This is a genomic window from Caballeronia humi (assembly GCF_001544475.1).
Classification (GTDB): domain Bacteria; phylum Pseudomonadota; class Gammaproteobacteria; order Burkholderiales; family Burkholderiaceae; genus Caballeronia; species Caballeronia humi.
On the sequence record NZ_FCNW02000027.1, the window covers coordinates 39389 to 52084 of the forward strand.

The 12696-nt window shown below is 65.2% G+C and carries 10 protein-coding genes; 7 read left to right on the forward strand and 3 right to left on the reverse strand.

Translation table 11 applies throughout. The annotated features are described in order from the left end of the window. The first annotated feature begins 176 nt into the window (after positions 1-176). Positions 177-1349, forward strand: a complete 1173-nt coding sequence (locus tag AWB65_RS21865; RefSeq protein WP_087654595.1) for an MFS transporter — start codon at positions 177-179, stop codon at positions 1347-1349. A gap of 118 nt (positions 1350-1467) precedes the next feature. Beyond that, entirely contained in the window at positions 1468-2646 is a 1179-nt protein-coding gene (locus AWB65_RS21870; protein WP_087669132.1) for an MFS transporter, read from the forward strand. A gap of 351 nt (positions 2647-2997) precedes the next feature. Here AWB65_RS21870 and fahA read toward each other — a convergent pair whose 3' ends face one another. Together fahA and hmgA are read right to left on the reverse strand one after the other, a co-directional pair. Further along, positions 2998-4302, reverse strand: coding sequence for a fumarylacetoacetase (gene fahA / locus AWB65_RS21875; protein WP_200821761.1), 1305 nt, complete (start codon positions 4300-4302; stop codon positions 2998-3000). Further along, positions 4299-5636, reverse strand: coding sequence for a homogentisate 1,2-dioxygenase (hmgA, locus tag AWB65_RS21880; RefSeq protein WP_087669134.1), 1338 nt, complete (start codon positions 5634-5636; stop codon positions 4299-4301). Before hmgA ends, fahA begins: the two co-directional genes overlap by 4 nt. Positions 5637-5867: 231 nt before the next feature. Between hmgA and AWB65_RS21885 the strand changes: the two genes are divergently transcribed. Then, on the forward strand, positions 5868-6689 hold the full coding sequence (locus AWB65_RS21885) for an EAL domain-containing protein (protein WP_087654599.1): 822 nt from the start codon (positions 5868-5870) through the stop codon (positions 6687-6689). Here the strand turns inward: AWB65_RS21885 and AWB65_RS36395 are convergent. Beyond that, positions 6676-6828: a hypothetical protein gene (locus tag AWB65_RS36395; RefSeq protein WP_235007714.1), complete on the reverse strand. Its 153-nt coding sequence runs from the start codon at positions 6826-6828 to the stop codon at positions 6676-6678. The two genes, AWB65_RS21885 and AWB65_RS36395, sit on opposite strands and share 14 nt — an antisense overlap. A gap of 104 nt (positions 6829-6932) precedes the next feature. Between AWB65_RS36395 and dalD the strand changes: the two genes are divergently transcribed. The 4 genes from dalD (at position 6933) to AWB65_RS21905 (ending at position 12695) form a co-directional block, all read left to right on the forward strand. Then, positions 6933-8324 (forward strand): D-arabinitol 4-dehydrogenase, encoded by a 1392-nt coding sequence (gene dalD, locus AWB65_RS21890; RefSeq protein WP_087669164.1) that lies wholly within the window; start codon positions 6933-6935, stop codon positions 8322-8324. A 108-nt stretch (positions 8325-8432) separates the two neighbouring features. Beyond that, the gene (gene xylB, locus AWB65_RS21895) at positions 8433-9914 is read left to right on the forward strand and encodes a xylulokinase (RefSeq protein ID WP_087654803.1); all 1482 of its coding nucleotides are present in this window, start codon (positions 8433-8435) and stop codon (positions 9912-9914) included. A gap of 129 nt (positions 9915-10043) precedes the next feature. Continuing rightward, positions 10044-10991, forward strand: a complete 948-nt coding sequence (locus AWB65_RS21900; RefSeq protein ID WP_087669135.1) for a sugar-binding transcriptional regulator — start codon at positions 10044-10046, stop codon at positions 10989-10991. 171 nt (positions 10992-11162) lie between these two features. Further along, positions 11163-12695 carry a catalase gene (locus tag AWB65_RS21905; protein ID WP_087669165.1) on the forward strand — a complete coding sequence of 511 codons (1533 nt, stop codon included), beginning with the start codon at positions 11163-11165 and terminating at the stop codon, positions 12693-12695. Position 12696: the final 1 nt, after the last annotated feature.

Sequence of the window (12696 nt, forward strand, 5' to 3'; positions counted from 1 at the left end):
TCGAGGTGATAACGCTTCACGCGAAAGCCGTGCCCAGACCAGATGAATTAGGGTTTTCACCAGCACGCGCTGTGACCCTTCGGTACAATTCAAGCCTTCACTCGCCGCTGACGCCTGCGTCGTTCAATCCGAAAACGCGCGCCGCAACGAGACTTCCCGCCGCCTCCGCTCCCGCCATGCCCTTGCCTCTTCTCGCTCTCGCCATTGCCGCGTTCGGCATCGGCACGACCGAATTCGTCATCATGGGCCTTCTGCCCAACGTCGCCCGCGACCTCGATGTCTCGATTCCCGCCGCCGGCATGCTCGTCTCCGGCTACGCGCTCGGCGTGACGATCGGCGCGCCGATCCTCGCGATCGTCACCGCAAAAATGCCGCGCAAGAAGGCGCTGATGAGCCTGATCGGCGTGTTCATCGTCGGTAATCTGCTGTGCGCGATCGCGCCGGGCTACTGGATTTTGATGGGCGCGCGCATCGTGACGGCGTTCTGCCACGGCGCGTTCTTCGGCATCGGCTCGGTGGTCGCCGCCGATCTCGTCGCGCCGAACCGCCGCGCACAGGCGATCGCGCTGATGTTTACCGGCCTCACGCTCGCGAACGTGCTCGGCGTGCCGCTCGGCACCGCGCTCGGCCAGGCGGCCGGCTGGCGCGCGACGTTCTGGGTCGTGACGGTGATCGGCCTCGTCGCCGCAGGCGCACTCGCTGTCTGCCTGCCGAAACATATCGAGATGCGCGAAACCAGCATCCTGCGCGAATTCGACGTGCTCAAGAACCCGCAAGTGCTGATGGTGCTCGGCATCAGCGTGCTGGCGTCGGCGAGTCTCTTCTCGGTGTTCACCTACATCACGCCGATTCTCGAGGACGTCACCGGTTTCTCGCCGCACGCGGTCACGCTCGTGCTGCTGCTGTTCGGGCTCGGGCTGACGGTCGGGAGCACGCTCGGCGGCAAGCTCGCCGACTGGAAGGTGCTGCGCTCGCTGCTGTCGTTTTTGCTCGCGATCGTCGTGATCCTCACGATCTTTGCCGCGACGATGCATTCGCCGGTCCCCGCGATGGTCACGATTTTCCTGTGGGGCGTGCTCGCGTTCGCGATCGTGCCGCCTCTGCAGATCCTGATCGTGAACCGCGCGAGCGATGCGCCGAATCTCGCCTCGACGCTCAATCAGGGCGCGTTCAACCTCGGCAACGCGACGGGCGCTTGGCTCGGCGGGATGGCGATTGGTGCGGGTGCGCCGCTTACGTCGCTGCCGTGGGTCGGCGTGCTGATGGCGTGTGGAGCGTTCGGGTTGACCCTGCTGTCGGCGTCGATGGAAAGGCGGTCGCGGCGATCGGCGATTGGGCAGGCGGCTTGACCTGATCTCGCGCCTCGCGCACCCCGGTCGCGACCACGCGATCGAAAAGGCACAATCACGGCTTTCCAGCCACACGCGCTGCTGGCGATACGCTCGCCACTAGCACGCGCGTTCTTCGATGAAACGCATTCTCTCGCGTGATTTTCTTGCACTGATATTGAGCGTAGCGGTGGTCGGGCTCGGCCTCGGCGCGACGCTGCCGCTCACCGCGCTCGCGCTGACGCAAGCCGGCTACGGCACCGACGTCGTCGGCCTGATGACGGCTATGCAGGCGGGCGGTGGCCTCGCCGTCGTGCCGCTCGCGAGCCGCGTCGCGACGCGGTTCGGCGCGCGGGAGACGATCGTCGGCACGGTGCTCTTGGTCGCGGGCGCGACGGTATTGATGCAGTTCACCGTCAACCTGTGGCTCTGGGCAGTGCTGCGCTTTCTGTGCGGGGCGGCGCTGATGCTGCTGTTCACGATCGGCGAAGCATGGGTCACGCAACTCGCCGACGATTCCACGCGGGGACGCGTCGTCGCGATCTACGCGACCAATTTCACGCTGTTCCAGATGGCGGGGCCACTGCTGGTGAGTTTTATCGGCGACTGGCAGGCAGGGCGCTTTGCTTTATGCGGCGCGATTTTTCTGTTCGCGCTGCCCGCGCTCGCGCTGATCCGCGCCGCGCCGCCTATGCACGAATCGCACGAATCGCAAGACGCGCCCGCAAACTGGCGGCACGTTCTGCCGCGGATGCCGGCGATCATCGTCGGCACCGGGTTTTTTGCGCTGTTCGATACGCTCGCGCTCTCGCTGATGCCGCTTTTCGCGATGTCGCACGGGGTATCGCCGGAGGTGGCGGTACTGTTCGCCTCGGCGCTCCTCCTCGGTGACACGACGATGCAGTTCCCGATCGGCTGGCTCGCCGATCATGTCGGGCGCAGACGCGTGCATATCGGCGCGGCGGTGGTCGTCGTGGCGTTGCTGCCGCTTTTGCCGTGGGCGGCGGCGCGGCCGTGGGTCTGCTGGCCGTTGCTGTATGTGATCGGTGCGGCGGCGGGGAGCATCTACACGCTGTCGCTGGTCGCGTGCGGGGAGCGGTTTCGCGGTGCGGCGCTCGTCTCGGCGACGTCGCTCGTCGGCGGATCGTGGAGTATCGCAAGCTTCGGCGGGCCGATGATCGCGGGCGCGCTGATGCGGCAGAGCGGCCCGAACGCGCTGATCGCGGTGCTGGTGGCGAGCGCCGCTGCGTTTCTGTTCGCGGCGGGGTGGGAAGCGCGCTCGGAGCGCGCTCGAGACACGGCGGCCCGAATGCGCTGATCCCGGGGTGGCGGGATGCATCGCCGCGTATCTGCTCGCGGCAGCGCGGGAATCGCGCGCGGAGCGCGCGCGAGACAGGGCGGCCCGCATGCGCTGGCCCCGAGGTGGCCGGATGCATCGTCGCGCTTTTGCTCGCGGCGGGCTGAGAATCGCGCTCGGAACGCGCTTGAGACAGAGCGGAATGCGCTGATCCCGGAAAGCGGGAGCGCCGCCGCGCTTCTGCTCGCGGCGGATCGACGTATGCCCGGCCGCGTTCGGGGCGCGTTGTAGACATTCAAATGTCGGGCGGTCTAACCCCTTCGGCGGTTCTTGCCGTCCAGCGAGCTCAATCATCCGAGCCGCGCCGACCTCTCACTCCGCCGCCGCACTCCGCGCCGCCAGAATCTGCCCGGCGCACTGCCCGAAGCCGATCCGATAACCGTCGCCCTGGCACCATCCGGCGAGGGTCAATTCATCGCCGTCTTCGATAAACCCGCGCTCGCCGCCCTCGTCCAGGGCAAGCGGCCGCTGTCCGTTCCACGTGCTTTCCAGCAAACTCCCGCAGGAATCCGGCGTCGGACCGCTGATCGTGCCCGAGCCCATCAAATCGCCCACGCGCGTGTTGCACCCCGCGACCGTGTGATGCGCGAGCTGCTGCGCCATCGACCAGTACATCAGCTTGAAATTGGTCCGCGAAATGCGCGTCGCCTTCGACGCCCCTTCCGGCCGCAACGTCACTTCCAGCTCGATATCGAACGCGTGATCGCCGTCGTGGCGCAGGTACGCGAGCGGCTGCGGTTCCTGCGGCGGCGTCGCGGTGCGAAACGGTTCGAGCGCGTCGAGCGTCACGATCCACGGCGAGATCGTCGTCGCGAAACCCTTTGAATTGAATGGCCCGAGCGGCACGTATTCCCACTGCTGGATGTCGCGCGCGCTCCAGTCATTGAGCAGAACCATCCCGAAAATATGCTGCTCCGCGTCGTTACAGGCAATCGGGTCGCCGAGTGCATTCCCCGCGCCGACGATGAACCCCATCTCCAGTTCGATATCCAGCTTGCGGCACGCGCTGAACACCGGCCGCTCGTCGTTCGGCAGCTTGATCTGGCCGTTCGGACGACGCACCGGCGTACCGCTCACGATCACCGACGACGCCCGCCCGTTGTACCCGATCGGCATCTCCGACCAGTTCGGCAACAGCGCGTTCTTCGGATCGCGGAACATGCAGCCGACGTTCGTCGCGTGCTCCTTTGACGAATAGAAGTCGGTATAGCCGGGAATCTCGACCGGCAGATGCAGCGTCGCGTTCGATTGCGGCACGAGCGCGCGCTGGCGCAAGGCGGCATCGTCGCGCAGCGTGGGGTTATCGTGCGCGAGCAGGCCGCTCAGCGCAATACGCACCTCGCGCCACGCGTCGCGCCCGAGCGCGATGAAGTCGTTTAGACGCGGCTTGCCGAAGACATTGGGCGTTTTCAAGAGCCCGGCCTGCTCCAGCGCTGCCAGATCGACGATCCATTCGCCGATCGCCACACCCGCGCGCCGCGCCGGGTTCGCGTCGTTGCTGAAGACGCCGAACGGCAGGTTCTGGATCGGGAAATCGCTCGCCGGGTCGTTGGCGGAATCGATCCAGCTTTTGAGCGACGGGTTCAGGGTCGCCTGGAAGGGTGCGGGCGTGCTCATCGTTGCTCCGGGTTGAAATGTTTGGTGAGGCCTTGCCAGCACTCGTAGTAATGCGCCTGCAATTGCGCGGTTTCGAGCGCGAACTGCGTCGGCTTGATCAGCGCGCGGGTTTCGAACATGAACGCCATCGTGTCGCCGACCTTCGCCGGCTTCGAGGTATCGCTCGCCGACGCCTTCTCGAACGTCCCGGCATCCGGACCGTGCCCCGACATGCAGTTGTGCAGGCTCGATCCGCCCGGCACGAAGCCTTCGGCCTTCGCGTCGTATTCGCCATGCACGAGGCCCATGAACTCGCTCGCGACGTTGCGATGGAACCAGGGCGGGCGGAACGTGTCCTCGGCGGCGAGCCAGCGCGGCGGGAAGATCACGAAGTCGATCGTATCGACGCCCGGCGTGTCGCTCACCGACTGCAGCACCAGAAAGATCGACGGATCGGGATGGTCGAAGCTGATCGAGCCGATGGTATTGAAGTGGCGCAGGTCGTACTTGTACGGCGCGTAGTTGCCGTGCCACGCGACGACGTCGAGTGGCGAGTGGCCGATGTCCGCGCGCCAGAGCACGCCGTTCATCTTCGCGACGAGTTCGAACGCGCCTTCGCGGTCCTCGTAGGCAGCTTGCGGCGTGAGGAAATCGCGCGGATTGGCGAGGCCGTTCGAGCCGATCGGGCCGAGATCCGGCAATTGCAGCAGCGCGCCGAAGTTCTCGCAGATATAGCCGCGCGCCTGATCGTCCGGCAGCGCGACGGAAAAGCGCACGCCGCGCGGGATCACCGCGATCTCGAACGGCGCGACGTCGAGCTTGCCCATTTCCGTAGAGATCGAAAGGCGCCCTTCCTGCGGCAGGATCAGCAGTTCACCGTCGGCGCTGTAGAAGTAGCGGTCCTTCATCGAGCGGTTCGCCGCGTACAGGTGGATCGCGCAGCCCGTCATCGATTCGGCCGCGCCGTTGCCGGCCATCGTCACCCAGCCGTCGACGAAATCGGTCGGCTCGGCGGGCATCGGCAGCGGGTCCCAGCGGAGCTGGTTCGGCGGCGTCGGCGGGACTTCGGCGAAATTCGCGACGAGTTTCGCGCGCGAGGCGTCGCCGGTCACCTGCGTGAACGGCATGTGGACAGCCGCCGGACGAATCCGATACAGCCACGAGCGCCGGTTATGCGCGCGCGGCGCGGTGAACGCCGTGCCGGACAACTGCTCGGCGTAGAGGCCGTAAGGCGCGCGCTGCGGCGAGTTGCGGCCAATCGGCAGCGCGCCCGGAAGCGCCTCGGTGGCGAAGTCGTTGGCGAAGCCGGACTGATAATGAAGGCTCGTGTCCGTATGGGTCTCGAACGTCGGCATGATGTATTTCCTTCGAGTGAATTCGCGGTCGTCGCGCGGCGGCGCTTTTCGAGATACGCGACAAGATTTACGAATAGTAAAACCAATTACGATTAGTTAAATCGTTGTAAACCCTAGGATGTGTATCGACGAGGCATATCAATATGTGAATATTGTGCAAAGCGCGGGATCGCGCGCTGCTACCATCGACGCATGCCGCATCGCGCCAAGCCCCCACGAGCCTTCTAATCCATGATTGCGCCGACTGTCCCCGACCTCGTCTCGAAAGCCGCCGAGCATCCGTTCCTCGGCGCGCACATCGCCCTGGGCGACGGCGAGCACGAGGGCACGGCGCTCGCGAAGTTCCACGGCGTCACGCTCGGGAGCGCCTACGAACCGATCTTCGACGTCGGCACGCACAGCTTTCCTCAGACGCTCACGGCGTCACCGGAAAGCGCCGAGCGTTTCGGCGACGAACTCGGCGTGCAGGCGCTGACGCTCCTGACCGACGGTCCGTCCTACGACCCCTTCGCGCAGATGAACGACGACCGCCAGCTTGTCGAGCTGGACCGGCTGTCGCGGGCGCTGCATGCGTTCAATTTTTTCGGAGCGCAGCGGCCGGGGCTGTTGTTTCTGCGGGTTCACGAGCGGCTGCTCAAAAGCGTGAAGTACGACCACGGACGGCATTTTTCATCGGTGCTGATCGACTTTGGGCTGAATCCGTCGCGGATCGTGATCGAGTTGCCCGCAGCGGCGGTCGCGCATAAGACTTTTCTCGGCTATCTGACGAAGAGCTATCAGCACTATGGCTTCAAGGTCGCGGGCAACCTGCCGAACGCAGGACAGATCATGTCGGTCTCGGAGATGGCGCGGCTCGATTTCATCAAGATGGATGCGGGCGCCGCGCTGCGCGATTCGGTCGTGAAGCATCTCGTCGGCTATGCGAACCGGCTCAGAATTCCCCTCATCTTCGACCACGTCACCGACGAAGCGCAGTTCGACGCGCTCCAGCAGTTCGACGTGCGCTTCGTGCAAGGCCCGGTGTTCGACGCGCATCCGGTCAATTCGCGCTGACATTGTCGTTGTGCGCTGCAGCGTCGACCACTTTCCTTTCCATCAAGCCATAACGTTCCTTCAGCGCGATTCCCTGCCGCATCGCAGCGTATAAGCCGCTGTCACGCGCCTTGACTTTCCACGATCCGGATACGATCATTCGCTCACAACGAGAGCAATTGATCGCGGCTGACACTAATGGCCGCGTCGACGCAAAAACAGCGGACGTCATCGAGCGCACGCTTCCATTCAGAGGACGACAACATGACTAGCGAACGCAATGCGGCCGCCGATGTGATCCTGCACATCGGCGCGGGATCGTTTCATCGTGCGCATCAGGCGTGGTATCTGCACCGGCTGATCGAATCCGGCGACACGCGCTGGTCGCTCTCCGTCGGCAACATTCGCGGCGACATGAACGCGGTGCTCGAAGCGCTCGCCTCGCAGAACGGCGAGTACACGCTCGAAACCGTGACGCCGCAAGGCGAACGCGCCTACGAGCGGATCAAGTCGATCACGAAGGTTGTGCCGTGGGCCGCCGATCTCGACGCACTGGTCGAAGCGGGCGCGGCGCCGGAATGCAAGATCGTGTCGTTCACGGTCACCGAAGGCGGCTATTACCTCGACGAGCACGACAAGCTCGACACGGCCAACCCGGATATCGCGGCCGATCTGAAAGGCGGACGCACGACGATTTACGGTGCGCTCGCCGCGATCCTCGATGCGCGCGCGAAGCAGAACGCAGGCAAAGTCACGCTGCAGAACTGCGACAACCTGCGCAGCAACGGCGACCGCTTCAAGGCCGGCATGCTCGAATTCCTGCAACTACGAGGCGAGTCGGCCGTGCGCGACTGGATGATCGCGAACACGTCGTGTCCGAATTCGATGGTCGATCGCATCACGCCGCGCCCGACGCCCGACGTGCGGGATCGCGTGAAAGCCGCCACCGGTGTCGACGACCAGGCGCCCGTGATGGGCGAGGCGTTCATCCAGTGGGTGATCGAGGATCACTTCTGCGCGGGGCGGCCGGCTTGGGAGAAGGTCGGCGCGGAGCTGGTCGAATCGGTGCTTCCTTACGAGGAGGCCAAGATCCGCATTTTGAACGCGAGCCATAGCTGCATCGCGTGGGCGGGGACGCTCGCCGGTCTGCAATATATCCACGAAGGCACACTCGATCCCGAGATTCGCGCGCTCGCCGAGGCTTATGTGACGGAAGACGTGATTCCGTGCCTCACGCCGAGCCCGCTCGATCTCGCGAAGTATCGCGACGTCGTGCTCGACCGCTTCAGCAATCCCTATATTCAGGACACGAACCAGCGCGTCGCCGCCGATGGCTTTTCGAAGCTGCCCGGCTTCATTGCGCCGACCCTCTCGGAATGCTTCGCGCGACAAGTCGATCCGAACGCGACGGCCGTCCTCCCCGCGCTGTTCTTCCGCTTCCTCGAACGCTGGCACGAGGGCAAGCTGCCTTACACCTATCAGGACGGCGTGATGGACCCGGCCGTCGCGCACGGCTTCTTCACGTCGTCCGATCCGCTGAAGGCGTTCGCCAGCGACAAGCTCCTGTGGGGCAGCATGGCCGCGGGCGACGGGCTCGAGCGCGTGCTGCGCGCGGCTGTAGCGCGGGTCGACGGGTGGCTCGAAAAGCGCGCCTAAGATTTCGCTCACGAGCGCTCCGTTCTTCTGCTCATGGCGCAAGAGCGGGTGCGGCGCTACATTAGCGGCTCCCGGCTTCCGCCAACGCCTTCGACCAAAGGTTCGTTCATGTATCTGGGTATCGACCTCGGCACATCCGAAGTAAAAGTCCTGCTGCTCGCAAGCGACGGCAGCGTCATCGGCACGGCGGGCACGCCGTTCACAGTCTCGCGGCCGAAGCCGCGCTGGGCGGAACAGAATCCGCTCGACTGGTGGGAAGGCACGCGCACCGCGCTCTTCGCGCTGCGCGCCAAATTCCCCGACGAGTTCGCGCAAGTGCGCGGCATCGGCCTCTCCGGGCAGATGCACGGCGCCGTGCTTCTCGATTCGAGCGACCGCGTGCTGCGCCCCGCGATCCTCTGGAACGACATGCGCAGCGACAAGGAATGCGCCGAACTCACCGAACGCGCGCCGGAGTTGCATCGCATCGCCGGGAATCTGGCGATGCCGGGCTTCACCGCGCCGAAGCTGCTCTGGGTCGCGCACAACGAGCCCGAGATCTTCAAACAGACCGCGTGCGTGCTGCTGCCGAAGGATTATCTGCGGCTGCATCTGACGGGCACCAAGGTCTCCGATCCGTCCGATGCCGCCGGCACGCTCTGGCTCGACGTCGCGCGCCGCGACTGGTCCGACGAACTGCTCGCCGCCTGCGACATGACGCGCGCGCAGATGCCCGCGCTTGCCGAAGGCAGCGAGCCGTCGGGGACGCTTCGACCCGAACTCGCGCGCGAACTGGGATTGCGCGAGGGCGTGGTCGTCGCGGCGGGCGGCGGCGACAACGCGGCGAGCGCGATCGGCATCGGCGCGACCGAACCGGGCGATGGCTTTTTGTCGCTCGGGACGTCGGGCGTGCTGTGCGTCGTCGGCGACCGCTTCCGGCCGAATCCGGCGTCGGCGGTGCATGCGTTCTGCCACGCGATTCCGGATCGCTGGCATCAGATGAGCGTGATTCTGTCGGCGGCGAGCTGCCTGCGCTGGGTCTGCAAGCTCACCTCCACCGACGAACCGACGCTGCTTGCCGAAGTCGCCGAACTCAAGCCCGAATCGACCGCGATCGCCCCGCTCTTCCTGCCGTATCTGAGCGGCGAGCGCACGCCGCACAACGATCCGTTCGCGCAAGGCGTGTTTTTCGGCATGACGCACGCGACCGATCGCGCGCTGCTCGGCTACTCGGTGCTCGAAGGCGTGACGCTCGCGCTCACCGACGGCCTCGACGCGCTGCGCTCGGGCGGCACGGAGGCGCACGCGCTCTCGCTGCTCGGCGGCGGCGCGCGAAGCGCATACTGGGGCCAGATGTTCGCCGACGCTTTCGATACGACCACGCGCACGCACGGCGGCGGTGAAACCGGCGCGGCGCTCGGCGCGGCGCGGCTCGGATGGCTCGCGGCCGGCGGCGATCCCGCGACGGTGCTCGCAAAACCGCCTGTCAAGGACGAATTCATCCCGAATCAGGAGCGTCACGAATTGTTGCGCCAGCGTCTGAAAGGCTTCCGCGAGTTGTATCAGCACGTGCGGCCGCTCTTCGATCCGGCGCGGCCCCGGCTCGCCTGACGCACGCGGCAAGTTTAGGCAAGTTTGGAAATGGCCGCCATTTCAGGGCGGCCGACCGGCAATACAGAGGCACAATAACGAGACAACGCGTGCTACGGCACAGCGAGCGCAACGATAACGACCACCACCGTGCCCAAGTCCAACGAAAAACTCGATCTCGCCACGCGAGCCGCCTGGCTTTACTACGTCGCGGGCAACACCCAGAACGAGATCGCCGAGAAACTCCAGATCTCGCGGCCGGTGGCCCAGCGGCTCGTCGCGTTCGCGGTCGAGAAGAACCTGATCCGCGTGCGCGTCGATCACCGGATCGCCGATTGCCTGGCGCTGGCCGCGCAATTGTCGAAACGCTACGGGCTGTCGATGTGCGAGGTCGTGCCCATCGACGGCGATACCACCGAGCAGGTCGACCGCAAGCTGGCCGTGGCGGGCGCGCAGGTGATGGAGCGCTTTCTCGTCGACGAGAAGCCGCTCGTCGTGTCGATCAGCAGCGGGCGCACGCTCAAGGCCGTCGTCGCGCAGATCGGGCAACTGGAGCGGCCGCAGCATCGGCTGGTTTCGATGGTCGGCGCGATCGCTCACGACGGGTCGTCGAACCGATATGACGTCGCGCAGCATCTTTCCGAGAAAACGGGCGGCAAGCACTTCATGCTGCCCGCGCCGCTCATGGCCGACAGCGAAGCCGAGCGCGCGCAGTGGTGCAACCACCGGCTGTATCGCATCGTCGATGCGCTCGCGCAGAAGGCCGATGTCGCGTTCGTCGGGATCGGAAACGTGGGGATCAACTGTCCGCTGCACGAGGACGGGTTCATTACGTCGGCCGAGGTGCAGGAGTTGATGCAGGCGGGCGCGGTGGCCGAACTGCTCGGACTTCCGATCGATGCGGATGGCGCCAGGGTGAATTCGGAGACGGGGGCGCGTGTCACGAGCTTGCGGCTCGACGCGCCACCGAAGCGCCCGACGATCGGGTTCGCCGGCGGGCAGAGGAAGCGCGAGGCGCTGATCGCGACGTTGAAGGGCAAGTGGCTGTCGGGCCTCGTCACCGACGAGTTGTGCGCGCGGGCCGCGCTCGAAGCGTAAAGCCATTTCTCGCCGCCGGATGCTCTTCCGGCGCATGGACCCCGCCCTGCTCGCGGCGGTCTATCTCAATGAAATAGTCTCCACCCCCCGCCTTAATAGGCTTACTTAATTAGACATCCTCATTCGTGTGATGGAATCATCCTAATCCCCAATAATAAGGATTCGGAAATGATGAGGATGCGGACAAAACTCTCCCAACTCGCCTGCGCGGTTGCCTTCTCGGCAGCAGCCTGTGGCTCGCTCAGCGCCGCCACCATTACGCGGGACAACGGCTCGCCGGTCGGCGACAATCAGAATTCGCAAACGGCCGGCCCGAGCGGCCCCGTTCTCCTGCAGGATTCCCAACTGATCGAGAAGCTCCAGCGCTTCGACCGCGAACGCATTCCCGAGCGCGTCGTGCACGCACGCGGCACGGGTGCATTCGGTTCGTTCGTGACGAGCGCGGACTTCTCCGACATCACGCGCGCCGACCTTTTCCGCGCAGGCAAGACCACGCCGGTGTTCGTGCGCTTTTCCACGGTCGCGGGCGCCTCGGGTACGCCGGAAACGCTGCGCGACCCGCGCGGCTTCGCGGTGAAGTTTTACACGGAGCAGGGCAACTGGGATCTGGTGGGCATCAACTTCCCGATTTTCTTCATTCGCGACGCAATCAAGTTTCCCGATTTCATCCACTCGCAAAAGCCCGATCCGGTCACGAACGTCCAGGATCCGAACCGCGCGTTCGACTTCTTCGCGCACGCGCCGGAAAGCACCGCCATGCTGACCTGGCTGTACTCGAACCGCGGCACGCCGGTTTCGTACCGCAAGATGGACGGCTTCGGGAATCACGCGTTCAAGCTGGTCAACGCGAAGGGCGAAGTGCACTACGTCAAGTTTCACTGGAAGAGCCGCCAGGGCATCGAGAACCTGACGCCGGACCAGGTCCCGCAAATGATCGCGAAGGACTGGAATTACCTGACGAACGATCTCTATGGCGCACTCGGCAAGGGCGAGAACCCGCAGTGGGACCTGATGGTCCAGGTGCTGAAGCCGGACCAGATCGACCGTTTCGACTATGACGCGCTCGACGCTACCAAGGAATGGAAGGACGTGCCCGAACGCATGGTCGGCACGCTCACGCTGAACAAGGTGCCGGCCAACTTCTTCGAATCGACGGAGCAGTCCGCGTTTGCGCCTTCGCATCTGGTGCCGGGCATCGAGCCGTCGGAAGACCGCATGTTGCAGGGCCGCCTCTTCTCGTACGCCGACACGCAGATCTACCGTCTCGGCGCGAACGGCATCAACCTGCCGATCAATCGTCCGCGCGTGCCCGTGACGAACAACAACGAGGGCGGTGGCGGCAGTGCGCTCAACCGCGCGGGCAGCACCGACTACGATCCCACGACGCTCGCAGACCTGAAGCAGGACCCGGCCTATCGCCTGATCGAAACGCCGCTCGCCGGCACCACGCAGCAGCGCGCGATCAAGAAGAAGCTGGAGTTCCGGCAGGCAGGCGAGCGTTACCGGTCGCTGTCGGCGGCGGATCAGTCGGACCTCGTCGGCAACCTCGCGGGCGACCTGAAGCGGGTCCGCAACCAGGACAACCTGTACGCCGTGTTGTCGTATCTCTACAAGGCCGATCCGGAATTGGGATCGCGTGTGGCGAAAGACGCGAATGCCGACGTGGCGCGTGTCAAGCAACTCGCCGCCAAGCTCGAGGGCTGAT